Raw genomic sequence first — 22,900 nt, forward strand, 5'->3', positions numbered from 1 at the left:
GCCGCTGCCCGCTGTCGATCAGCGCCATAGCGGCCGCTCGGCGTTCAGCATATTCCGGATCGTCGTTGCGGCGACCCCGGCTTCGCCCATCGCATGGCTGATCTGGTCGAGCCCCTTGGCGACGTCGCCGGCGGCGAACAGGCCGGGGAGCGAGGTGCGCTGGTGATCATCCACTTCCAGGCAGCCGCTAGGGTCGGCGCGGGCGCCGGCCTCGACGGCCAGCTCGGAGCGGCTGTGCGAGCCGAGCGCGGGATAAAGGCTGTCGAATTTCAGCGGGCCTTTAGGCGTCGCAAGAAGGATATGGTCCTGCTCGAGCCTCCAGTCGGTCGCCGGGCCCTCGACGCGCACCACGCCTGCCGCCTCCAACTGGTCGATCTGCTCCGGTGGCAGGTCGTGGCGATCGGGGGCGATCAGCGTCACGTCCCGGGTGAAGCTGCGGACGAACAGCGCCTCGCGGGCGCCGTGTTCGCCGGTGCCGTACACGGCGACGCGCTTGTCGGTCACCTCATAGCCGTCGCACACGGGGCAATAGCGGATCTGCCCGTTCGCCAGCGCTGCGTCGTGAACGTCGTCGGGCATCGGCGGGCGGTGGTTGATCACGCCGGTCGCCAGCAGGACCGATCGCGCGCGGACCTCACGGTCGCCGATCCGGGCCGCGAACCCGCCCTCGATTGGACGCAGGCTCGTGACTTTTGCCGCCTCGCGCACCGTGCCGTATTGCTCCGCCTGGGCGCGCATCGCGGCGAGCAGGTCGAGGCCGGAGATGCCGTCCGGATAGCCGGCATGGTTGTGTGTGCAGGGGATCAGCGCGGCGCGGCTCGAGCCGCAGTCGAACAGGCGGATCTTCAGATGATAGCGGCTGAGATAGATGGCGGCGGTGAGCCCCGCCGGGCCGCCGCCGATGATGATGCAATCGTCCATCGCGCGCCAGCGCTTGGGGTGCGCGACAGGTTCCGTGGATCAGTGCTAGCGGCGGCGCTATGGCCGCGCCCGACTATCTGCTCGATACCTGTGTCTGCATCCGCATCCTTCGCGGGGGCGGCGCGCCGGTCACGCGGCGGATCGCCGTGGCGGCGCCCGGTACGATGGCGATCTCCGCGATCAGCCTTGCCGAACTGGCGGACGGAGCAGGGGAGGGCGCGTCGCTCGATGCGTTGCTGGCCCGGTTGCCCGTTCTGGCGTTCGATGCGGCGGCGGCGCGTGCCTTTCCGGCTGCCCGGGCCGCGCGGGGCCGGCATGATCGCCTGATCGCCGCCCACGCGCTGGCGCTCGGGACGACGCTCGTCACGCATAACGCGCGCGATTTCCGCGCCGTGCCGGGGCTGCGGATCGAGGACTGGTTCTGACCGCGTTGCGCTTCCGCGGTGATTGTATATACAGGATGTATATACGGAGGCGACGCATGGGCGAGGAATATCGCGCCAGGATCTTCAAGTCGGGCAATTCGCTGGCACTGCGCCTGCCCAAGGCGCTGGGCCTGAAGGAAGGCGCCGAAGTGGTGCTGCGCGAGGAACGCCGCGGCTTCTCGGTGGAGCCGGTGGATAGCGAAGAGAAGATTGATCTGACCGGGATTGCTGGCGCGCTACCCTGGCTGAAGCCGGTACCGCCGGAGGATCGCGAACTTGAGGAGCGAGAACTCGATTGGGAAGGCCGAAAGCTGCGGCGCGATGGCTGAACCCCGCTTCCTGCTCGACACGAACATCTGCATCTACATTCTCAACGACGCGCAGGGGCGGGCTGCTCGGGCGGTAGAGGCGCAGGCAAGGGGCTGCGTCGTCAGTTCTACCATCGTGATGGCGGAAGTGTTGCGGGGCGTGCCTGAAAACGACATTGCCGGGCGGTTGATCGTCGATCGCTTCTTTCGGCTCGTGCAAGCCTTGCCATTCGACGCCGCCGCTGCGGAGGTCTATGCCCGACTGCCGTCCCGCCGGGCCCGGCTGGACCGGTTGATCGCGGCGCAGGCGCTCGCGGCGGGGCTGACGCTGATCACCAACAACGAACGGGATTTCGCCGACATCCCGGACCTCAGACTCGAGAACTGGACGCTGTGACCTTTGCTGCCACCATTCTGACGCTGTACCCCGAGATGTTCCCCGGGCCGCTCGGCATTTCGCTTGCCGGGCGGGGCCTGCGCGAGGGATTGTGGACGCTGGAGACCGTGCAGATCCGCGACTTCGCCACCGACAAGCATCGCTCGGTCGACGATACGCCGGCCGGCGGCGGGGCAGGGATGGTGCTGCGTGCCGACGTGCTCGCCTCGGCGATCGACAGCGTTGCGCGCGCAGACAGGCCGCTGCTGGCGATGACGCCGCGTGGGCGACCGCTGACCCAGGATCGGGTGCGCGACCTTGCCGCAGGGCCGGGCGCGATCGTGCTGTGCGGCCGCTTCGAGGGTTTCGACGAACGCATTTTCGACGCGCGGGGCATCGAGCAAGTCTCGATCGGCGACTATATCCTCTCCGGTGGCGAAATGGCGGCGCTGACGATGCTGGATGCTTGCATTCGGCTCGTTCCCGGCGTAATGGGCGCGGCTTCCAGCGGCATGGACGAGAGCTTCGAAACGGGGCTGCTCGAATATCCGCAATATACCCGACCTGTCGAATGGGAAGGGCGCACGATCCCCGAAGTGCTGCGATCGGGGGATCATGCGAGGATCGAAGCCTGGCGCAGAGCCATGGCGGAGACCGATACACGGCTAAGGAGGCCGGATCTGTGGGAGCGCCACGAGGGCGCTCGGGTCCAGTCTCCCTCTGGCGCGCGGCGCAAACATGGGACTGACTGAGATGAACCTCATCCAGACGCTCGAAGCCGAGCAGATTGCCAAGTTCAACGAAGCCAAGAAGATTCCGGAATTCCGCCCGGGCGACACCGTCCGCATCGGTGTGAAGGTCGTCGAAGGCGATCGTACCCGCGTGCAGAACTTCGAAGGCGTGTGCATCGCGCGCTCCAACAAGGGCATGGGTTCGAACTTCACCGTCCGCAAGATCTCGTTCGGTGAAGGCGTGGAGCGCGTGTTCCCGCTCTATTCGCCGAACATCGATTCGATCGAGGTCGTGCGTCGCGGTGTCGTGCGTCGTGCGAAGCTCTACTATCTGCGTGGTCGTACCGGTAAGTCGGCGCGTATCGCCGAGCGCCGCGATCCGCGCGCCGGTGCGCAGGCTGCCGAATAACAGCCGGTTTCACCACCGATCGATGGGGCGTGCGGAGCGATCCGCGCGCCCTTTTCGTATGGGGGCGAGACGGTGCAGGCGCTGGTCATGGTGCGGTCGCGCACGCCGTACGGATGGCGGCTGCAACGACTGCCGCCACCGGCGCATCGATGGAAGTTGGGCGGCGCCGGGCTCGGCTTTTCAGGCTGCGAGGCGTTCCGAGGTCTGGAGCAAGGCACGGCCGCGCGCGGTGAGGGCCGCATCGCGCAGTTCGGGGCCGCGAATGCCGATCACCAGCGCCTCATAAGCCAGCAGGCCGCGATCGCAGAGCGTTTGCACCGCGTCGATGAAGAGGTGCTGCTGGTCCAGCGAATCATCCAGCCCCAGGTCGTCGGGGTGAAGCGTCGTGCTGCCCGGCCAGACGCCGAGCAAGGTCCGGCCAATGGCGGCGAGACAGCCTGAATCGATCGGTTTCAATGTATCGATTCCGTCCCGGATCTTCGCCATGCCGTCCTCTCCCGCCCCATTCGCACCAAAATACAACGACACCCCCGCCAGCCCAGTACGCTGGACCGATCGGATGGTTGCCATTGCTGCAGGGGGCGGAGCCGCGCGTCGAAAACGTGCCGGATCTCGCAATGCTCCTGCGTTCGAGGCTGTACGAGGTGGCAAAGCCGACTCTTTTCAGCCGCGAAGGAGTCCTACGTACAGGACTAGGAAAATTCTGCCTAGTCCGGTTCATGTCCGTAATGAACTTAGCGGTTGATAACTTTAAACCCGCGTCTCGCAATGAAACATATGTAAACCGCTAAAGCTGGACGGTCCATCAGAACCCGGCCCTATATCCGATCTGGATGGCACATCGGAATCCTCCGATGGGTACAAATCCTTACTCGCGATGCGGCCCGCCTTTCGCCAGAAGCACCATATTGCTTGCGGGGAAGTCGTGATGTCAGGTCCGTTCGCCAACTATATGTCAACACAGCATCGGACCGGCGATCGTCGAGAGCCTTGGGGTGCGTCCGTCGGGCATATCGCCAAGACGGCGGCAGCCTTGCTGCGGGCCGATGTTGGTATCCTGCAATATGGCGCAACCGCGGCGTTGGCCGCCGCCGATGCGATCGAAGTCACGGCGACGGCGCTTCAGCTCGCCAATCCGATCGTCGCGCTGGAGCATGGCTATCGCGGGCAGGTGTCGGTGCCGCTGTGGCGGAACGGCAGGCGCGTCGGGACGCTCGCGGTTCTCAGCAAGCAGCCCCGCGCGTTCGAGGACACGGAGATCGAGTTGCTGCGAGAACTTGCCGATCTCATCGACTTGTCGGGCGAGCGGAAGGGCATTCTCGTCCATTGAAGGCATGCACCATCCTTTGGTGACGGCGCGCCTCCCGCAGATTTCGAGCGCTGATCCGCCCCCTTGTGTCCCCAGTTGCGTGCCCGGCGCCAATCCGCCTTCTGGCGACCGCAAACGCTCCCTTTGGAAATGCCCTAATGGGTCGCGCTCTCCCGTAAGGCGAGCGCCGCTCGGCCGCGGGCAGTCAAGGCGGCGTCGATCACGACCGGCCCTTCCGGATTGATCACCAGCGCTTCGTACGACAAGAAGCCTGCGTCGCTAAGTGATTGCACGATCGCCAGAAATTCAAGGCTGGCGCCGGTATCATCCGGCAGCCCTATACTTTCTGGCGTCAGCATCACGAGCGACGGCCACTTGTCTTGTAACAGTCGAGTCGCGGACTCGACTGGCGCCTCTCTGCGCATACCTAACAGGCCGTCCGAAGACATGCGGCCAGAACTCCTTATCGACCAGGTGCGCCCCGCTTTGCCGATCAGGCTTTCGCTTAAATCTAAATAAGCTTCATTAAGGAATGGTTAACACGCCTGATATTCTCTGTCTATGCCGTAAAGATATTAGGCTTCTGACAAGTTCAAGGGTTTACAAGCGTGTAACCATGTGTCTGAAATTTATGTATGGCGAAACATTCGCATCATCTATTGTTGGGTATGGTTGCCCCAGTGCGCCTGTAACCGACGCTGGATACGAAATTGCTGTACAAACAAGCGTTTCTGAGCGGAAGCACGTACGCTTTCGGCGCGCTGGCAGTGCTTCGCCCTCTTTACCCGGCGCGGTCGCACGATAAACCGGGCGCGTCGGCATGAGGGCCGGGCAACGGAGTGTTGGATGCGCAAATGGGTGACCGGGCTGACCATGGCGGCGATCGTGATCGGGGTTAATATGCGGGAAGCGCAGGCGCAGACACAGGCGTCTTCGATCCCGCTCGAGCGGGTTTTCGCGAGCCCGGCGATCGATGGCCCCGCACCGCGGGCGGTGCAATTGTCGCCCGACGGCAAGTTCCTGACGATGCTGCGCAATCGCGACACCGATCGCGAACGGTTCGACCTGTGGATGATGGACACCGCGACCGGCGTGTGGCGGATGCTGGTAGATTCGCAGAAGCTCGGTTCCGGCGCGGCGCTCTCCGAAGCCGAGAAGATGCAGCGGGAACGCGCCAGAATTGGCGGCACCAAGGGCATCGTGAGCTATGACTGGGCGCCGGATGGGCGGACCATCCTGGTTCCGCTCGACGGCGACCTGTTCCGCGCGCGGCTGACGGGGGAGGTGGAGAAGCTGCCCGCCGCCGCAGGGCCGAAGCTGAATGCCGCGCTGAGCCCGGCCGGCAAGTTCGCCAGCTACCTTCAGGACCAGAACCTGGTCGTAATGGAACTGGCGACCGGCAAGGCGGCCCGCATCACGCCGGACGGGGCCGGGACGGTGCATTGGGGCGAAGCCGAGTTCGTCGCGCAGGAAGAAATGGCGCGTGACCAGGGCTATTGGTGGTCCCCCGACGACGCCTATCTGGCCGTGGAACGGTTCGACGAAGCGCCTGTCGGCATCGTCACCCGCGCGGCGATCGGGGCGGAAGGCACCAGCATCGTCCAGCAACGCTATCCCAAGGCCGGCACGCCGAACGCGCTGGTAGAACTCTACGTGCTCGATCCCGCCGGGCAGAAGCGCGTAAAGGTTGATCTGGGAAGCGATCCGGACATTTATCTTGCCCGCGTCGATTGGGCGCCCGATGGCAAGACGCTGTACGTCCAGCGCCAGAACCGCGCCCAGACGCAGCTTGATCTGCTTGCCGTCGATCCCAAGACCGGCGCGGCGCGGGTGCTGTTCAGCGAAAAGGCAGCCCCGAAGAGCTGGGTCAATCTCTCCTATGGGCTGAAGCCCTTGGCCGATGGCAGCCTGATCTGGTGGTCCGAGCGGGACGGCCATGGCCATCTGTATCGCTGGCAAGCTGGCGCCTTCACGCAACTGACGGAGGGGGCGTGGGAAGTGGCGCCCGACGGCATCAGCGTCGATCAGAAGCGGGGCCGCGTCTATTTCCAGGGCAACAAGGACGATCCCCTGGAACGACACCTTTATTGGGTGGACTATCGCAAGCCCGGCGCCATCACGCGGCTGACGGAGCGGGGGTGGTGGAACACCGCCAGCATGGACGCGAGCGGCACCCGCGCGATCGTCGGCCGGTCGAACCCGAATCAGCCGCGCCAAGTGTATCTGGCCGATGCGGACGGCAAGCGGATCGCCTGGGTGCAGGAGAATGCCGTCGACGATCCCAAGCATCCCTATCATGCCTATCTCGCGGCGCATCGCACGCGGACCTTCGGCACGATCAAGGGGCCGGACGGCACCGAGCTCCACTGGGAGATGATCACCCCGAAGCTGGAGCCGGGCAAGCGCTACCCGGTGTTCTTCCAGCATTATGGTGGCCCGCATTCGCAGACCGTGAGCCGCGCCTGGGGCGGCGCGCTTCAGCAATATCTGGTGCAGCATGGCTATATCTGGTTCCAGATCGACAATCGCGGATCGGCCAATCGCGGCGTCGCGTTCGAAAGCGCGATCTGGCATGCGATGGGCAGCGTGGAAGTGCAGGACCAACTGGCAGGCGCGGCGTATCTCCGGACGCTGCCTTTCGTCGATCCGAAGCGGATTGCCACCTATGGCTGGTCCTATGGCGGGTACATGACGCTGAAGATGCTGCAGGCAGCCCCGGGCACGTTCGCGGCGGGCATTTCGGGTGCGCCGGTGACGAAATGGGAACTGTACGACACCCATTATACCGAGCGTTACATGGGCGATCCGCGCACCGTTCCAGAGGCATATGCCGCTTCCGGCGTGATCGCCGATGCCGCGAAGATCAACGATCCGCTGCTGATGATCCACGGGATGTCGGATGATAATGTCGTGCTGGAAAACGGAACCGCCATGTATGCGGCGTTGCAGGCGAAGGATGTGCCGTTCGAAATGATGCTCTATCCGGGCCAGACGCACCGGGTGGGCGGGCCCGGCATCAGCGAGCATCTGTGGCACACGATCCTTGGCTTCCTGGACCGGAATCTGAAGGCAGAATAGGGGGCTTCAACGCAAAGTCGGGCCGGATGCTGTGCGCAATCCGGCCCGCCGCCGGGCAGTTCAATACATCGTTGCCCGAGTGTTACGTACTATTGCAGAGGTTTGCCTGCCGACGGCAACTCTACTCCATTCCTATAATGCTAGCGAATCCGTGCTCCGGCACGCCGGCATCATTTCGGGAGTGGCTGCTACATGCAGATCTTCGCGAACCTCAAAATTCAGATCAAGATCATGCTGATGCTGGGTGTACTTGGCATCGCGACGCTCGGCGTCGGCTGGTATGGCGCGCGGACATCCAGCGCGATCGACGCGCAATATTCCGAGCTGGTCGGCGTAACCATGCCGGATACGGCGAAGCTGGTGCGCGTCAATCGCCTCGTCAATACGATGATGTATGCGGCATATCGTACGATGGTCTATGATGGCCAGTCGGTGCAGGCGAAGCAGGCGGTCGAAGAAGAGGCCGATGCCTATAAGCAGGCTATCGGCTTTCTCGACGAGGTCATGACACGCGAGAAGGATAGCGTGGCCGATCTGACGCCGATCAAGGCGATGGTGGAAGCCATACAGCAAAAGGTCGAACCGGCGATCGCGCTGGCCATCCAGGATCAGGACGATCAGGCGAAAGCCTTGCTGGGCGCTGCCGATGGCATGAGCGTCGATTTCACGAAGAAGCTTCGCCTGTACAATGATCGCCGGATCGCTGGCGCCGACAAGCTTTCCGCGACCTTGAGCGAGGTTGCGGCAACCGCGGGCTGGATGCAGATCATCGTCGCGCTGGTGGCGGTTGGCGTGAGCCTTGGCTTTGCCGTCTTTCTCTCCTGGACTCAGATTTCCGGGCCGTTGGAGCGATTGCAGGGCGCTATGCGCACGCTTGCGGCGGGCAACCATGGCGTAGAAGTGGAGGGGACCGATCGCGGCGACGAAGTGGGCGCGATGGCCAAGTCTGTGCTGGTGTTCAAGGATGCGGCCGTTGCCCAGGCGGCAGCCGCGGAAGCCAAGCGGGCAAGCGAAGCCGCTCAGAAGCTTGTTGTCGAGACGTTGGAAAACCATCTCGCCAAGTTGGCCGATGGCGATCTGACGGCCACGATCGATGCACGCTTCGCTGCCGAATATGAAGGGCTGAAGCTGAACTTCAACGCCGCGATCAACGGCCTGCGCGACCTGATCGCTGCGGTAATGGACAGCGCCGAGACGATCTCCACCGGGTCGGCGGAAATCGCCCAGGCCAGCGAAGATCTCGCCCGTCGCACCGAGGGCGCCGCGGCGAGCCTTGAGGAAACCTCTGCGGCGGTCAGCGAGATGGATCAGCGGATCAAGGCGACCGCCGCCGCATCGTCGAAGACCGTGGAACGTGCCACCGGCGCCATGGGCGTGGTCGATTCCGGCCGCAGTGTCGCCGACGAGGCGATGCAGGCGATGACCCGTGTTTCGGAGAGCGCCAAGGGCATCGACAATGTCATCGAGGGCCTGGACAAGATCGCCTTCCAGACCCGCGTCCTGGCGATGAACGCCGCCGTCGAAGCGGGGCGGGCGGGGGAAGCGGGCCGCGGCTTCGCGGTGGTCGCCGATCTCGTTTCCGCGCTGGCGATGCGCGCCGAGGAAGAAGCGGGCCGCGCCCGCGACCAGCTGACGGCGACGCAGACCGACATCAACGCTGCCGTGGACATGGTGCGCCGGGTGGACAGCGCGCTGGGCGCGATCGTTGGTGACGTCAATGAAGTCCATTCGCTGCTGGAAACCATGGCGACCGACAACCAGGTACAGGCGTCGGCGGTTACCCAGGTCGCGACCGCGGTGAACAGCATCGATCAGACCACGCAGCAAAATGCCGCGATGGTGGAACAGACCTCCGCTGCGGCCCGCAACCTTAGCAGCGAAGTGGCCGCGCTCAGCGAGCAGGCGCTGCGCTTCAACACCGGCGACCGCGGTGGGCGCAAGCCGGTGAAGTCGCGGGTCCATGCCCTGCCGGTGCGCTCGACGCCGGCCCATTCGGCCACCGTCTCTACCGTTCGTCAGGTCAGTGCCGATGTGGAGGAGTGGGCAAGCTTCTGATCCCGCGTGGGGGGCGCAACCCTCACGCTCCCCATGCGACAGGCCTGCCCCGGTACATGCCGGGGCAGGCTTTTTTGTTGCCGTCCGCCTGGCAACGCGGCGTGCACGAAAAATTCGCGAAAGGGGCTCGTCGGGCAGGAATGTTTCTGCTAACGGCCCCTTGATGCTTCGAAAACGCGCCTTCTCTACGCGAATTACACCGCGCCCCTGACGGGCGCGATAGCTGCGATTGTGCAGCGAAGCAGCGGAATGCGCGTGCATTCCACCTTTCTCTAACACTAAAGGGCACCCACGCCGCATCTGCCGGCGTTCGGAGGAAAGAGGTACATTCATGGGCTACCGTGTCGTCGTCGCAGGCGCCACCGGCAATGTCGGTCGCGAAATGCTGAACATCCTGGCCGAACGGGAATTCCCGATCGACGAGCTCGCCGTACTGGCGTCCTCGCGCTCGACCGGCGACATGGTCGATTTCGGCGAGACCGGGAAACAGTATAAGGTCCAGAATATCGAGCATTTCGATCCCACCGGCTGGGACATGGCGCTGTTCGCCATCGGATCGGAAGGCAGCGCGATCTATGCGCCGAAGTTCGCCGCTGCGGGCTGCACGGTGATCGACAATGCGTCGCTTTACCGCATGGACCCGGACGTGCCGCTGATCGTGCCGGAAGTGAACCCGGAGGCGATCGACGGCTACAAGGCGCGCAACATCATCGCCAATCCGAACTGCTCGACGGCGCAGATGGTGGTGGCGCTGAAGCCACTGCACGACAAGGCCAAGATCAAGCGCGTCGTGGTCGCCACCTACCAGTCGGTTTCCGGCGCGGGCAAGGCGGGCATGGACGAACTGTTCGAACAGAGCCGTGCGATCTTCGTGGGCGACCAGGTTGACGCGAAGAAGTTCACCAAGCAGATCGCGTTCAACGTGATCCCGCATATCGACAGCTTCCTGGACGACGGTTCGACCAAGGAAGAGTGGAAGATGGTCGCCGAGACCAAGAAGATCCTGGATCCGAAGATCAAGGTGACCGCCACCTGCGTGCGCGTGCCGGTGTTCGTCGGCCATTCGGAGGCGATCAACCTGGAGTTCGAGGACGAGATCTCGGCCGAGGAAGCACAGAACATCCTGCGCGAGGCGCCGGGCATCATGCTGGTCGATAAGCGGGAAAATGGCGGCTATGTCACCCCGATCGAGTGCGTGGGGGAATATGCCACCTATGTGAGCCGGGTACGCGAGGATCCGACGGTGGACAGCGGCCTTTCGCTGTGGTGCGTTTCCGACAATCTGCGCAAGGGCGCGGCGCTCAACGCGGTGCAGATCGCCGAGCTGCTCGGCCGTCGCCATCTGAAGAAGGCCTGATCCGGTACCGGGGGCGGGCGGTTTGCCGCGCCGCCCCCTTGCCGTTACAGGCGCGTTGAATCACGGGATGAAGACCTTGGCCGACCTGCCGACCGAAACCCACCGCTTTGCCAGCTTCGACGGGCAGGAGATCGCCTGGACCGAAATGGGAGAGGGGCGGCCGGTGGTGCTGATCCACGGCTATTTCTCCAATGCCGAGGTCAACTGGATCAAATATGGCCACGCGGCCAAGCTCGTCGCGCGTGGGCGGCGGGTGATCCTGCCCGATCTGCGCGCGCATGGGCACAGCGCCAAGCCGCACGATCCCGCCGCCTATCCCCCCGACGTGCTGATGCGCGATAACTTTGCGCTGATCGCGCATCTGGCGCTCACCGACTATGATCTGGGCGGCTATTCGCTGGGCGCGCGCACGGTGGTGCGGATGCTCGCCAACGGCGCCGCGCCGGATAAGGTGGTGCTCTCCGGTATGGGGCTCGACGGGCTGGTCGCGACCAAGGGCCGCGGCGCCTATTTCCATCGGGTGCTCACCAATCTCGGCAGCTTCCAGCGCGGCAGTTCCGAGTGGCTGACCGAGGCGTTCCTCAAGACGACCAAGGGCGATCCCGTTGCCTTGCTCCGCATCCTCGACACGTTCGTCGATACTCCGCGCGAGGATATCGCGGCGATCACGCAGCCGACCGCCGTGATCTCGGGCGCCGAGGATTATGACAATGGCTCGGCCAAGGAAGTCGCGGACCTGCTGCCGTACGGCCTGTTCGTCGAAATTCCGGGCAATCACATGAGCGCGGTCACCCGGCCGGAGCTCGGCGACGCGCTGGTGGAGTTTCTCGCCGGTTGACGCGGGTGGGGAAGGCGCGGCAGGGTCGCGCCTTTCTTGATTCCCGGGGACTTAGCATCATGATCCGTACCGGCCTTTCGCTCGCGGCGCTCGCCGCGATGCTCGCCGCGCCCGCCCAGTCGCAGACCAGCACGACTCCCGTCGCCGCGCCGACCGCGTCCGAAGCCGCCGCGTTCCTCGACCGCGCACAGCAGGAGATGGCCGCGTTCACGCTGACTTCGTCGCGCGTCGCCTGGGTCAACGCCACCTATATAACCGACGATACCGATGCGCTGGCCGCCGATTACGGCGCCAAGGGCACCGAGATGGCGGTCCGCTTCGCGCTCGACGCCGCGCGCCTGCAGAAGGCGCCGGGCCTGACGACCGAGCAGCAGCGCCAGCTGACCATGCTGCGCGCCGCGCTGGTGCTCGCTGCGCCGACCACCCCGGGCGCCGCGCAAGCGCTGAGCGACATTTCTACCAAGCTCGGCTCCTTCTATGCCAAGGGCAAGGGTACGCGCGGCGGCAAGCCGATCAACGGCAGCGACATCGAAGCCGCGATGGGCGACAGCCGCGATCCCAACGAACTCAAGGAGATGTGGGTCAGCTGGCACGACAATGTCGGCGCGCCGATGCGCCCCGATTATACCAAGCTGGTCGGCATCGCCAACCAGGGCGCGAAGGAACTGGGCTTCGCCGACACCGGCGCGCTGTGGCGCTCGGGCTATGACATGCCGCCCGCCGAATTCGCGGCGATGACCGACAAATTGTGGAATGAAGTGAAGCCGCTCTACATCGCGCTCCACACCTATGTCCGCCGCAAGCTCAACGAGAAGTACGGCGATGCCGTCCAGGCCAAGACCGGCCCGATCCGCGCCGATCTGCTCGGCAACATGTGGGCGCAGGAATGGGGCAACATCTACGACGTGGTCGCGCCCAAGGGGGCGGGCGACCTCGGCTATGACGTGGGCGACCTGCTCAAGGCCAAGGGCTACGACTGGAAGAAGATGGTCCAGACCGGCGAGGGCTTCTACTCCTCGCTCGGCTTCGCAGCCCTGCCGGGCACCTTCTGGGAGCGCTCGCTGTTCGTGAAGCCGGCCGACCGCGAAGTGCTGTGCCACGCCTCGGCCTGGGACATCGACGAGAAGGACGACGTCCGCATCAAGATGTGCATCAAGGTGAATTCCGACGATTTCGTCACGATCCACCACGAGCTCGGCCATAATTACTACCAGCGCGCCTATCAGGCGCAGCCGGCGCTCTATCGCAACGGCGCCAATGACGGCTTCCACGAGGCGATCGGCGATTTCGTGGCCCTTTCGATCACGCCGCAATATCTGGTGCAGATCGGCCTGCTCGATCCCGCGCGCGTGCCGAGCGCCGACAAGGATATCGGCCTGCTGCTCCGCCAGGCGATGGACAAGGTGGCGTTCCTGCCCTTCGGTCTGCTCGTCGACAAATATCGCTGGCAGATCTTCGACGGCACGATTCCCGCGAACCAGTATGAGGCGGGCTGGAACAAGCTGCGCCTGCAGTACCAGGGCATCGTGCCGCCGGTGGCGCGCGACGAGACCAAGTTCGATGCGGGCGCCAAGTATCATGTGGCCGGCAGCGTGCCGTACACGCGCTACTTCCTCGCGCGGCTGCTGCAGTTCCAGTTCTACAAGGCGGCGTGCGACCAGTCGGGCTGGAAGGGCCCGCTGCATCGCTGCAGCTTCTACGGCAACCGGCAAGTCGGCGCGCGGCTGAACAAGATGCTGGAGATGGGCGCCTCCAAGCCCTGGCCGGATGCGCTCCAGACCTTCACCGGCAGCCGCGAAATCTCCGGCAAGGCGATGATGGAATATTTCGCGCCGCTCAAGAAGTGGCTTGACGAACAGAATAAGGGGCAGCCGCAGGGCTGGTAAGGTTCTGCGCGACATCCTCCTCCGTTTCGTGCAGGTTCGCCGCCGAAACGGAGGAGAAGTACATGCGTATCATGACGTTGATTGCCGCTGCTGCGATGCTCACGCCGACGATGGTGGCAGCGCAGAGCCGGCCCGTGTCGCTGGAGATCGTCGCCAGCGGCGCCTTGGACGTCAAGCCGAGCCGGGTCAGCATGGTGATCAGCTTCAAGGGCGAAGGCGACACCCAGGCCGAGGCGGAGCGTGCGGTCGACGCCAAGATGGCGAAGGTGCAGGAAATCTTGAAGGCTGAGAATATCCCGGCATCGGCCTTGGGGGAAACCTCCGTCGACGCGTTCATCAAGGCCGCCACCGACAGCGCTGAAAGTGAAGACCCGGATATGGCGAGCGATGCCGCCGGATCGGGCAAGCCCAAATTCTCGGTACCGGACGTGAAGCAGCTGACGGTGACCTCGGCTGCGGTTGCGGAAGCCGTCAAGGCCAAGCTGGAAGCCATTGATGTGACGGTGGGATCGCCGAAATTCGATGCCGACGAGGCGCGTATCCTGACGGCCCAGCGCGAAGTGAAGGCCCTGGCGCTGCGCTCCGCACGCACCGATGCAGAGGTTTATGCCAAGGAAATGGGGATGCGCATCAACCGCGTCGTGCGGATCAGCGAAGGCGGCAGCGGGCCGCTGATGCCCGGCATCCAGACCAAGTTGCAGCAGGTCATCACCCAGGGCCCGCAGGCCTTCGCGCGGATGTTCAAACGCACTGACGGCTCGGTGACCGTGGAAACGTCGATCGTGGTGGAATTCGAACTCACCAAATGACGTGGTATCCCGGCGCCGCGCAGGCGCCGGGAACCCCGTGGATCAGCGGAACGGCGGTTCGTTGAACGCGCGCAATTTCCGGCTGTGAAGCTTGGCGCCTTCGCGGCGGAGTTCCTCGCAGGCTTCGATGCCGATCTTGAGATGTTCGGCGATCGCGCGCTCGTAGAAGCGGTTGGCCTGGCCGGGCAGCTTGAGTTCGCCGTGCAGCGGCTTGTCCGACACGCAGAGCAGGGTGCCATAGGGCACGCGGAAGCGATAGCCCTGGGCGGCCAGCGTCGCCGATTCCATGTCCACGCCCACCGCGCGGCTCAGCGAGAAGCGCAGCGCCGACTGCGAATAGCGCAGTTCCCAGTTGCGATCGTCGGTGGTGACGATCGTGCCGGTGCGCAGCCGCTGCTTGAGCTCGTCGCCGGACTGGCCCGAGACCGTCTCGGCCGCCCGCGCCAGCGCCTGCTGGACTTCGGCGATGGCCGGGATGGGGATCTCCGGCGGCAGCACGTCGTCCATGATATGGTCGTCGCGCAGATAGGCGTGCGCCAGCACATAATCGCCGATCCGTTGGCTGGGGCGCAGGCCGCCGCAATGGCCGATCATCAGCCATGCCTCGGGCCGGATCACGGCCAGGTGATCGGTGATCGTCTTGGCGTTGGACGGGCCGACGCCGATATTCACCAGCGTGATGCCGGAGCGGCCCTCGGCCATCAGGTGATAGGCGGGCATCTGGTGCCGCCGCCATGCGCCGTCGCTGACCAGCCGGTCGGCATCGGCCGCATCCTCGATCACGATCCCGCCCGCGCCCGATACGCCCGTGAAGCGGCTGTCCGGCCCGAGCTGTGCACAGGCCCAGCGGACGAACTCGTCGACATAGCGGTGATAGTTGGTGAACAGGATATATTGCTGGAAATGCTCTACCGGGGTGCCGGTATAGTGTTTGAGCCGGGCCAGCGAGAAATCGGTGCGCAGCGCATCGAACAGCGCCAGCGGGCGCGTCTCGTCCTGGCTGACCCAGATTCCGTCGGCGATCTCGTCGCCGATATGCGACAGCTCGGTCGCCGGGAAGTGGCGGCCCAGTTCGGTGGCGGAAACGTCGTCCAGGCTCAGGATCGTGTTGGGATCGAGCACATAGGGGAAGGGGATTTCCTGCCGCCCGGTGACCGCGTGCACCTCGACGTCATAATCCTCGATCAGGAAGGTCAGCTGCTCGGTCAGATAGTCGGAGAACATCGCCGGGCGGGTGACGGTGATGCGATAGTCGCCCGCTTCGACGAGCCGCCCGAACGAGCGGCGCGGCGTGGGCCGGTTGAGCCCGCCGCGATAGGTGATCCGCAGTTCGGGATAGGCGAAGGAACCATCGGTCCGCGTCTCCGGGTCCGGCGTGGTGCCATCGGCGATGTAGCGGTTGAGCGCCTGCTGCAGTCGTTCGACCGAGGCGCGATAGAGCCGATCCAGATCGGCGACGATATCGGAGGCTTGAGTCATCTTCCATCGCTAAGCGCGGAAGATGACTCTGGCAAGTCGGGGGCGGAAAAGGGCAGGGGGGTAGCGGCGCTATTCGCCATCCCGGCACCCCCATCCATCCCGGCGTCATCCCCGCGAATGCGGGGATCCATTGATGGTGCCGTCACGGCGGTTGCCGAGACGGCCTGGCAAATGGATTCCCGCCATCGCGGGAATGACGACTAAGGTAAGGCGGTAGTGTGCTCCGCCTGCGATCAGAGCTTGCTCAGCACATATTCTGCCGAGCTGACTTCGAACGCGCCGGGGGCTTCGACGAACAGCTGTTCGACGACGCCGTCGTTGACGATCATCGCGAAGCGCTGGCCGCGCGTTCCCAGGCCGAATGCCGAGCCGTCGAGCGTCAGGCCCAATGCTTCGGCAAAGGCGCCGTTGCCGTCCGCGAGCATCGTTACCTTGCCGGCAACGCCGTTCGCTTCGCCCCAGGCCTTCATTACGAAGAAATCGTTGACCGCGGTGCAGGCGATTTCGTCCACGCCCTTGGCTTTGATGGCATCGGCATGTTCGACGAAGCCCGGCAGGTGCTTGGCCGAGCAGGTAGGGGTGAAAGCGCCTGGTACCGAGAACAGCGCGACCTTGCGGCCGGCGAAATAGGCGGGGGCGTCGACCTGGTCCGGTCCTTCAGCAGTGACCTTGACGAGCTTGGCGTCGGGGATGTGGTCGCCGGTCTGGATCGTCATATGCTCTCTCCTTCGAATCCTGTGGCCATGCGTTTGCGCGGCCGCAGCCTCCTTCGCATGGTGCGAAACAATTTCAAGCTTGGCCGGTAGAACCGGCGAACACTATGTTGGGACCTATGGATTCGTCGCCTTCTCTTACGGGCCAATTTCTGCTCGCCATGCCGGGTATCGGCGATCCGCGCTTCGAACGCGCCGTGATCGCGATGTGCGCGCACGATGGGGAGGGGGCGCTGGGCATCGGCATCGGTGCCACGATCGAGGGGCTGCGCCTCCACGATCTGCTGGAACAGTTCGATATCGATCCGGGTGATGTGCCGGATGCTCCCGTGCATTTCGGCGGCCCGGTGGAGCCGCGCCGCGGCTTCGTGCTCCATTCGGCCGATTGGAGCGGGCAGGATACGATCGATGTGGCCGGCCGCTGGCAACTTTCCGGCACGATCGACGTGCTGCGTGCGATCGCGGAAGGGCGGGGCCCCAGCCGCTGGCTCGTCGCGCTCGGCTATGCCGGCTGGGGCGAGGGGCAACTGGAGGCGGAGCTTACCCGGCACGGTTGGTTCAACACGCCGGCCAATACCGCACTCCTTTACGACACCGATGTGTATGAGCGCTGGGCCGAGGGTTTCAATGCCGCCGGCATCGATGCGCGCTTGCTGACAGGAAGCTCCGGCACCGCCTGAACCGGCGCGTCGGGATTACCGGCGGCGGGAGTCGCGCGCGCAGGCCGTCTCGCCCGATGCCGCGGGCGTTTCGCGGCCGGTGCGATCGACGCACAGCCATCGCCCGCCGGCGAAATGGTGATATTCCCCATCCCGCTGCAACGTGCAGCCGATGCACACGGCGGCGAGGCCGTCTGCGAAGGGCAATGCGCCGTCATAGCGGCGGGGGATCACCAGGCGCAAGGAGCGATCGATGAAGCCGATCTTGCCATCGGCGCGCGATCGCGCCCGACCATCCGCAAACGCTTCGGCGCCGTTATCCATCACCATCACCGGGGCAGCGGCCCCCTTGCGATCGTAATAGAACCATTGATCGCCGATCGCCACCGCGGCGAGCCCGTGGCGATCGAAGTGCAGCCGTTTCCGCTGGGCTTCCACGATCTGCGGCGTCGGATGCGCCGTGCGCGCGCATCGTGCGATCGTCACCAGCTCGCCGGCTGCAGAAACGAACTGGCAGGGGATCGCTGCATCTGCGGTTGCCCGTTCCTGCACGGGAAGCGGCGCGCTGCTTGCCGCCAGGGCAAGGGCGAGGACAGGGGCGAGTGCCATGCCGCCTATTTGGTGCAGCCTGGCAGGAAGGAAAGGCTTTCGTTCAGATATAAAGATATCTTTATATTAACATTGCGCGGCTATCGGGAAGCGAGTAGGGCGCACCCATGCGACCGGATGGATTCCCGGTGCGCCTAGACTTTGCTTGAAGTGGAGAAGCAGCCAGTGGCTACCAACGACTATGTCATCAAGGACATCGCCCTCGCCGATTTCGGTCGCGCCGAAATCAACATCGCCGAGACTGAGATGCCCGGCCTGATGGCGCTTCGTGAGGAATTCGGTGCATCGCAGCCGCTGAAGGGCGCGCGCATCACCGGTTCGCTCCACATGACGATCCAGACCGCGGTGCTGATCGAAACGCTGACCGCGCTCGGCGCGCAGGTCCGTTGGGCAACCTGCAACATCTTCTCGACGCAGGACCATGCCGCCGCCGCGATCGCCGCCACCGGCGTGCCGGTGTTCGCGGTGAAGGGCGAGAGCCTGGCCGAATATTGGGACTATGTCGGCGACATCTTCAACTGGGGCGCCGATGGTGACGGCACCACCGCCAACATCATCCTAGACGACGGCGGCGACGCCACCATGTTCGCGCTCTGGGGTGCCAAGCTCGAAGCCGGCGCGACGCTGGGCGAGCCGGAGAATGACGAGGAAGTCGAGTTCCAGCGCGCGCTCAAGGCGTTCGTCGCCAAGTATCCGGGCTACCTCACCAAGACCGTGCAGAACCTGAAGGGCGTCTCGGAAGAGACCACCACCGGGGTGCACCGCCTGTACGAGATCGCCAAGAAGGGCGAGCTGCCGTTCCCGGCGATCAACGTCAACGACAGCGTCACCAAGTCGAAGTTCGACAACCTGTATGGTTGCAAGGAATCGCTGGTCGACGCGATCCGTCGCGCCACCGACGTGATGCTCGCCGGCAAGGTCGCTTGCGTCGCCGGCTTCGGGGACGTGGGCAAGGGTTCGGCCCAGTCGCTCCGCAATGGCGGCGCGCGCGTGATGGTCACCGAAATCGATCCGATCTGCGCGCTGCAGGCGGCGATGGAAGGCTTTGAAGTCGTGACGATGGAAGAGGCGGTGAAGCGCGCCGACATCTTCGTCACCGCGACCGGCAATGCCGACGTGATCACCGCCGATCACATGAAGGCGATGAAGCCGATGTCGATCGTGTGCAACATCGGCCATTTCGACAGCGAGATCCAGATCTCGGCCCTGTCGAACTACAAGTGGACCGAAGTGAAGCCGGGCACCGACCTGGTCGAATTCCCGGACGGCAAGCAGATCATCGTGCTCGCCAAGGGCCGCCTGGTGAACCTGGGCTGCGCCACCGGCCACCCCAGCTTCGTGATGTCGGCCAGCTTCACCAACCAGACGCTGGCACAGATCGAACTGTGGACCCGCGGCGACCAGTACAAGAACGAAGTCTATGTGCTCCCGAAGCACCTGGATGAGAAGGTCGCGGCGCTGCACCTGGAGAAGCTGGGCGTGCAGCTTTCCAAGCTGAGCGAGAAGCAGGCTTCGTACATCGGCGTGCCGGTGGCTGGCCCGTTCAAGCCGGATCACTATCGCTACTGATCGCGCAGACCAGAGGTTGCGAGAAGGCCGTCCCGATCGGGGCGGCCTTTTCCGTTGCTGATCGGCAACACAATGACGAAATTGTGTTAAATCATTGTGATATCCCTATCGCGGCAATGCGAAACGAACGCTCTGACACATTTTGGTAATATTGAAAGAAACGCGAGACACGCACCCCGACCAGCGCGACCCCACGTATTAAGGCGTACATAAAAAGGGGTTCTCCATGCGTCTTTCGCAACCGCGTCGCGGCAGCCTGAAGCTGACCGCGTCTTTCGCAGCACTTGTCGCGGCGCAGATCGCGCTTCCCGCAGGCGCGCAGACCGCTGCATCCACCGATACCCAGACGGCGGCGCCGGCGGAGCCGAGCGAGATCGTCGTCACCGGTTCGCGCATTGCGCGGCCGACGCTGGACTCACCGATTCCCGTTACGTCGGTTTCGCTGAACGATCTGACGCGCTCGGGCGGCGTGGTCGTCGGCGATGCGCTCAACGACCTTCCGTCGCTTCGGTCGACGTTCAGCCAGGCGAGCTCGACGCAGTTCATCGGCACGGCCGGCCTGAACTTGCTCGATCTTCGCGGTCTCGGCACCGCCCGTACGCTGGTACTGGTGAATGGCCGCCGCCATGTCACCGCCTCCGAGGGTGAGTTCCAGGTTGACGTCAACACCATCCCTACCGATCTGATCGACCGTGTCGACATCGTCACCGGCGGCAGCTCTGCCGTCTATGGTTCGGACGCGATGGCCGGCGTCGTCAACTTCGTGCTGAAGCGGAACTTCGAAGGCGTTCGGCTGAACGCGCAGGCCGGTATCAGCGATAAGGGGGATCGCGGCAGCTATCGCTTGTCGAGCACCTTCGGGAAGAACTTCTCGGAAGGGCGCGGCAACATCGCGGTTTCGCTCGAATATAACCGCGCCAATCTGGTTACCTACGCCGATCGCCCGTCGCTCACCGGCGCCTTTGCCGGCCGCAACCAGTTCCAGCTGGTCGAAAATCCGCAACTCGACAACAACCGGCCCGATCGCACGTTTCTTAGCGGGGTGCACAGCTACGGCTATGACAATGGCGGTAACTTCGTTGCCTATAACGGCACTAGCCTGCGTTCGTGCCAGACGGCCAATGCCTGCGTGCCCAATGGCTTCCCGCGCATCTTCGGCTTCCGCCCGGATGGCTCGCTCTACGAATATAACTACGGCACCGATTTCCGGCCGGCGGGTTCGGGCAACAACCAGGGCGGCGATGGCGCGACGCTGAACGATCGCGGCACGCTGGTGCCGCGCCTGGATCGCTATGTGGCCAACATCCTGGGCCATTATGACGTTTCGGATGCCTTCCGTCCGTTCTTCGAAGCCAAGTTCGTCCGGGTCGAGAGCTTCAGCCAGGGCACGCCTACCTTCGCCCAGGGCGGCGAACAGGGACTGATCAACGACTTCGACGATGCCGGTAACCCGATCGTCCGTCCGGCCCTTGTCAACTACGGCACCAGCGTCGGCATTCCGATCCGCTTGGACAATCCGTATCTGCAGCCTTCCGCGGCCGCCACGATCCGTTCGCTGCTGCCCGCCGGGGCCGAGTTCTTCCGCCTCAATCGCAACAATAACGACATGGGTACCCGCGACGAGTTCGATCGTCGCGACACCTATCGTTTCGTCGCCGGTGTAGAAGGCGATTTCAACGACACCTGGAAGTACGACGTTTCGGTCAATTATGGCGAGTTCCACACAACCTCGCGTTTCTACAACAATCGCATCGAGCAGAACTTCTACAATTCGGTGGATGCGGTTCGGAATGCCGCCGGCGATATCGTCTGCCGTATCAACCAGACGAGCGTAACCGATCCGCGCTGCGTGCCGATCAATGTGCTGGGTGACGGATCCGTCAGCCAAGCGGCCCGCAATTACATCAACACGACGTCGCTTCGCACCGGCAAGGCGACCGAACTAGACATCAATGCCAACGTGATCGGCGACACGGCGAAGTGGTTCGAACTTCCCGGTGGACCGGTTCGGTTCGCGATCGGCGGCGAGTATCGCCGGGAAACCGCGTCGTACAAGTATGACGATCTGGTGAAGAGCGGTGCGACGTTCCTCAATGCCATTCCGGACTTCAACCCGACCTCGTTCGAAGTGAAGGAAGCCTATGGCGAACTGGAGCTGCCGTTGCTGCGCAACCTGCCGTTCGCAAAGGAATTGACCGTCAACGGCGCCGTCCGCGTCGCCGACTACAAGGGTGCGACCGGCACCGTATGGGCCTGGAACGCGGGTGGCATCTACGCACCGATCAACGACATCAAGTTCCGCGTGAACTATTCGAAGTCCGTCCGTGCGCCGACGCTGGGCGATCTGTATTCCTCGCCGTCGCAGAACTTCGCCGGCGTCGACGATCCTTGTGACGCCAACTTCATCAACAAGGGCCGTGCAACGCGTGCGGCGAACTGCGCGGCGGCGGGCGTTCCGGCGAATTTCATCAACGATCGTACGCGCGCCGGCACGCTCGAGATTCTCTCGGGCGGCAACCCCAATCTGACGGCGGAAACCTCGCGCAGCTGGACCTATGGCGTGATCGTGCAGCCGCGCTTCCTTCCGGGCCTGGCGTTCACCGCGGACTATTACGACATCAAGATCAGCAACGTGATCAGTTCGGTCGATGCGCAGACCATCCTCGATGCCTGCTATGATGCCCCGGATCTGAACAACCAGTTCTGCAAGTTGATCAATCCGCGCCAGGCAAATGGCTATTTCGCCACGCCAGCGTTGCTCCAGAGCAGCGTAAACTTCGCGGCGCTGCGTGCGAAGGGCATCGACTTCGATCTGTCCTATTCGCACAACCTGACCCCGAACGATAAGATCGTGCTGCGCGGCGTGGCCACGTATGTACGCAACCGGACCGACTATCCGTACCTGGACACGCCGGACCGGCCGGATCGGGTGAAGGGCGAACTGGGCGACCCGATCTGGGCAGCGAACGCCTCGATCGACTATACCCATGGCCCGGTCACGCTCGGCTATCAGGTGCGCTATGTGGGTCGGCAGTCGATCACCGATTGGGAGACGCAGCACACCACCAACGGCGTGCCGCCGCTCGATCCCAACTACGCGGATGTCGTCTATTATCCGCGCGTATTCTATCACGCGATCCGCGGATCGGTGGACGTGAACCGCCAGTTCACCCTGTATGGTGGCATCGACAACCTGACCGACAAGCGGCCGCCTTACGGTCTGCTGGGTGTCGGGACGAGCGCGGGCAACAGCGCGATCTACGACAATGTCGGCCGCTTCCTGTACCTGGGTGCGACCGTGAAGTTCTAAACTCGATCTCCACGCAAGACGCGAAGAGGCTCGGCATTGCTGCCGGGCCTCTTTTCGTT

At 64.0% G+C, this 22,900-nt stretch carries 21 protein-coding genes; 15 read left to right on the top strand and 6 right to left on the bottom strand.

The window, feature by feature from the left end; translation table 11 throughout:
• Positions 1 to 18: 18 nt before the first annotated feature.
• On the bottom strand, positions 19 to 921 hold the full coding sequence (locus DD559_RS17535; protein ID WP_116470300.1) for an NAD(P)/FAD-dependent oxidoreductase: 903 nt from the start codon (positions 919 to 921) through the stop codon (positions 19 to 21).
• Between the two features lie 59 nt (positions 922 to 980).
• Between DD559_RS17535 and DD559_RS17540 the strand changes: the two genes are divergently transcribed.
• The 5 genes from DD559_RS17540 to rplS are packed head-to-tail and all read left to right on the top strand — an operon-like array spanning position 981 to position 3,170.
• Entirely contained in the window at positions 981 to 1,346 is a 366-nt protein-coding gene (locus DD559_RS17540; protein WP_116470301.1) for a PIN domain-containing protein, read from the top strand.
• 56 nt (positions 1,347 to 1,402) lie between these two features.
• A complete protein-coding gene (locus tag DD559_RS17545) occupies positions 1,403 to 1,675 on the top strand; it encodes an AbrB/MazE/SpoVT family DNA-binding domain-containing protein (RefSeq protein WP_116470302.1) in 273 nt (90 codons plus the stop codon).
• Positions 1,668 to 2,051, top strand: a complete 384-nt coding sequence (locus tag DD559_RS17550; RefSeq protein WP_116470303.1) for a type II toxin-antitoxin system VapC family toxin — start codon at positions 1,668 to 1,670, stop codon at positions 2,049 to 2,051. The genes DD559_RS17545 and DD559_RS17550 overlap by 8 nt, the downstream gene beginning before the upstream one ends.
• The gene (gene trmD / locus DD559_RS17555) at positions 2,048 to 2,782 is read left to right on the top strand and encodes a tRNA (guanosine(37)-N1)-methyltransferase TrmD (RefSeq protein WP_116470304.1); all 735 of its coding nucleotides are present in this window, start codon (positions 2,048 to 2,050) and stop codon (positions 2,780 to 2,782) included. Before DD559_RS17550 ends, trmD begins: the two co-directional genes overlap by 4 nt.
• A 1-nt stretch (position 2,783) precedes the next feature.
• The gene (rplS, locus tag DD559_RS17560) at positions 2,784 to 3,170 is read left to right on the top strand and encodes a 50S ribosomal protein L19 (RefSeq protein WP_116470305.1); all 387 of its coding nucleotides are present in this window, start codon (positions 2,784 to 2,786) and stop codon (positions 3,168 to 3,170) included.
• A gap of 180 nt (positions 3,171 to 3,350) precedes the next feature.
• On the opposite strand, the gene DD559_RS17565 is transcribed toward rplS, so the two are convergent.
• On the bottom strand, positions 3,351 to 3,656 hold the full coding sequence (locus tag DD559_RS17565) for a hypothetical protein (RefSeq protein WP_116470306.1): 306 nt from the start codon (positions 3,654 to 3,656) through the stop codon (positions 3,351 to 3,353).
• 466 nt (positions 3,657 to 4,122) lie between these two features.
• On the opposite strand from DD559_RS17565, the gene DD559_RS17570 reads away from it, so the two are divergent.
• A complete protein-coding gene (locus DD559_RS17570; RefSeq protein ID WP_240610321.1) occupies positions 4,123 to 4,500 on the top strand; it encodes a GAF domain-containing protein in 378 nt (125 codons plus the stop codon).
• Positions 4,501 to 4,634: 134 nt separating this feature from the next.
• On the opposite strand, the gene DD559_RS17575 is transcribed toward DD559_RS17570, so the two are convergent.
• On the bottom strand, positions 4,635 to 4,928 hold the full coding sequence (locus DD559_RS17575; protein WP_116470308.1) for a hypothetical protein: 294 nt from the start codon (positions 4,926 to 4,928) through the stop codon (positions 4,635 to 4,637).
• 397 nt (positions 4,929 to 5,325) lie between these two features.
• Here DD559_RS17575 and DD559_RS17580 point away from each other — a divergent pair, with 397 nt between their 5' ends.
• The 6 genes from DD559_RS17580 to DD559_RS17605 all read left to right on the top strand — a co-directional run bounded on the left by DD559_RS17580 (position 5,326) and on the right by DD559_RS17605 (position 14,502).
• Entirely contained in the window at positions 5,326 to 7,557 is a 2,232-nt protein-coding gene (locus DD559_RS17580; RefSeq protein ID WP_116470309.1) for a S9 family peptidase, read from the top strand.
• A gap of 192 nt (positions 7,558 to 7,749) precedes the next feature.
• On the top strand, positions 7,750 to 9,612 hold the full coding sequence (locus DD559_RS17585; protein ID WP_116470310.1) for a methyl-accepting chemotaxis protein: 1,863 nt from the start codon (positions 7,750 to 7,752) through the stop codon (positions 9,610 to 9,612).
• A 331-nt stretch (positions 9,613 to 9,943) separates the two neighbouring features.
• A complete protein-coding gene (locus DD559_RS17590; protein ID WP_116470311.1) occupies positions 9,944 to 10,969 on the top strand; it encodes an aspartate-semialdehyde dehydrogenase in 1,026 nt (341 codons plus the stop codon).
• Positions 10,970 to 11,045: 76 nt separating this feature from the next.
• A complete protein-coding gene (locus tag DD559_RS17595) occupies positions 11,046 to 11,807 on the top strand; it encodes an alpha/beta fold hydrolase (RefSeq protein WP_116471010.1) in 762 nt (253 codons plus the stop codon).
• A gap of 59 nt (positions 11,808 to 11,866) precedes the next feature.
• Entirely contained in the window at positions 11,867 to 13,693 is a 1,827-nt protein-coding gene (locus tag DD559_RS17600) for a M2 family metallopeptidase (RefSeq protein WP_116470312.1), read from the top strand.
• A 62-nt stretch (positions 13,694 to 13,755) separates the two neighbouring features.
• Positions 13,756 to 14,502, top strand: a complete 747-nt coding sequence (locus DD559_RS17605) for an SIMPL domain-containing protein (protein WP_116470313.1) — start codon at positions 13,756 to 13,758, stop codon at positions 14,500 to 14,502.
• A 42-nt stretch (positions 14,503 to 14,544) separates the two neighbouring features.
• On the opposite strand, the gene DD559_RS17610 is transcribed toward DD559_RS17605, so the two are convergent.
• Positions 14,545 to 15,981 carry an AMP nucleosidase gene (locus DD559_RS17610; protein ID WP_116470314.1) on the bottom strand — a complete coding sequence of 479 codons (1,437 nt, stop codon included), beginning with the start codon at positions 15,979 to 15,981 and terminating at the stop codon, positions 14,545 to 14,547.
• Positions 15,982 to 16,214: 233 nt separating this feature from the next.
• Complete coding sequence (locus tag DD559_RS17615; RefSeq protein ID WP_116470315.1) at positions 16,215 to 16,697, bottom strand: peroxiredoxin; 483 nt, start codon at positions 16,695 to 16,697, stop codon at positions 16,215 to 16,217.
• 116 nt (positions 16,698 to 16,813) lie between these two features.
• Here DD559_RS17615 and DD559_RS17620 point away from each other — a divergent pair, with 116 nt between their 5' ends.
• Complete coding sequence (locus tag DD559_RS17620) at positions 16,814 to 17,374, top strand: YqgE/AlgH family protein (RefSeq protein ID WP_116470316.1); 561 nt, start codon at positions 16,814 to 16,816, stop codon at positions 17,372 to 17,374.
• 15 nt (positions 17,375 to 17,389) lie between these two features.
• Here DD559_RS17620 and DD559_RS17625 read toward each other — a convergent pair whose 3' ends face one another.
• Positions 17,390 to 17,962, bottom strand: coding sequence for a WG repeat-containing protein (locus DD559_RS17625; RefSeq protein ID WP_116470317.1), 573 nt, complete (start codon positions 17,960 to 17,962; stop codon positions 17,390 to 17,392).
• A 150-nt stretch (positions 17,963 to 18,112) separates the two neighbouring features.
• Between DD559_RS17625 and ahcY the strand changes: the two genes are divergently transcribed.
• Positions 18,113 to 19,531, top strand: coding sequence for an adenosylhomocysteinase (gene ahcY, locus DD559_RS17630; protein ID WP_116470318.1), 1,419 nt, complete (start codon positions 18,113 to 18,115; stop codon positions 19,529 to 19,531).
• Positions 19,532 to 19,757: 226 nt separating this feature from the next.
• The gene (locus DD559_RS17635) at positions 19,758 to 22,841 is read left to right on the top strand and encodes a TonB-dependent receptor domain-containing protein (RefSeq protein WP_116470319.1); all 3,084 of its coding nucleotides are present in this window, start codon (positions 19,758 to 19,760) and stop codon (positions 22,839 to 22,841) included.
• Positions 22,842 to 22,900 lie beyond the last annotated feature (59 nt).

Source organism: Sphingomonas pokkalii, from assembly GCF_003096275.1.
Classification (GTDB): Bacteria; Pseudomonadota; Alphaproteobacteria; order Sphingomonadales; family Sphingomonadaceae; genus Sphingomonas; species Sphingomonas pokkalii.

Bases quoted from the DNA above. Each gene is read 5' to 3' on its own strand.
- DD559_RS17540 (WP_116470301.1), top strand. From the start codon at position 981: ATGGCCGCGCCCGACTATCTGCTCGATACCTGTGTCTGCATCCGCATC.
- DD559_RS17590 (WP_116470311.1), top strand. From the start codon at position 9,944: ATGGGCTACCGTGTCGTCGTCGCAGGCGCCACCGGCAATGTCGGTCGC.
- DD559_RS17575 (WP_116470308.1), bottom strand. From the start codon at position 4,928: ATGTCTTCGGACGGCCTGTTAGGTATGCGCAGAGAGGCGCCAGTCGAG.
- DD559_RS17570 (WP_240610321.1), top strand. From the start codon at position 4,123: ATGTCAACACAGCATCGGACCGGCGATCGTCGAGAGCCTTGGGGTGCG.
- DD559_RS17625 (WP_116470317.1), bottom strand. From the start codon at position 17,962: ATGGCACTCGCCCCTGTCCTCGCCCTTGCCCTGGCGGCAAGCAGCGCG.
- DD559_RS17535 (WP_116470300.1), bottom strand. From the start codon at position 921: ATGGACGATTGCATCATCATCGGCGGCGGCCCGGCGGGGCTCACCGCC.
- DD559_RS17550 (WP_116470303.1), top strand. From the start codon at position 1,668: ATGGCTGAACCCCGCTTCCTGCTCGACACGAACATCTGCATCTACATT.
- DD559_RS17610 (WP_116470314.1), bottom strand. From the start codon at position 15,981: ATGACTCAAGCCTCCGATATCGTCGCCGATCTGGATCGGCTCTATCGC.
- rplS (WP_116470305.1), top strand. From the start codon at position 2,784: ATGAACCTCATCCAGACGCTCGAAGCCGAGCAGATTGCCAAGTTCAAC.
- DD559_RS17580 (WP_116470309.1), top strand. From the start codon at position 5,326: ATGCGCAAATGGGTGACCGGGCTGACCATGGCGGCGATCGTGATCGGG.
- DD559_RS17635 (WP_116470319.1), top strand. From the start codon at position 19,758: ATGCGTCTTTCGCAACCGCGTCGCGGCAGCCTGAAGCTGACCGCGTCT.
- DD559_RS17600 (WP_116470312.1), top strand. From the start codon at position 11,867: ATGATCCGTACCGGCCTTTCGCTCGCGGCGCTCGCCGCGATGCTCGCC.
- DD559_RS17585 (WP_116470310.1), top strand. From the start codon at position 7,750: ATGCAGATCTTCGCGAACCTCAAAATTCAGATCAAGATCATGCTGATG.
- DD559_RS17545 (WP_116470302.1), top strand. From the start codon at position 1,403: ATGGGCGAGGAATATCGCGCCAGGATCTTCAAGTCGGGCAATTCGCTG.
- DD559_RS17615 (WP_116470315.1), bottom strand. From the start codon at position 16,697: ATGACGATCCAGACCGGCGACCACATCCCCGACGCCAAGCTCGTCAAG.
- DD559_RS17565 (WP_116470306.1), bottom strand. From the start codon at position 3,656: ATGGCGAAGATCCGGGACGGAATCGATACATTGAAACCGATCGATTCA.
- DD559_RS17605 (WP_116470313.1), top strand. From the start codon at position 13,756: ATGCGTATCATGACGTTGATTGCCGCTGCTGCGATGCTCACGCCGACG.
- DD559_RS17620 (WP_116470316.1), top strand. From the start codon at position 16,814: ATGGATTCGTCGCCTTCTCTTACGGGCCAATTTCTGCTCGCCATGCCG.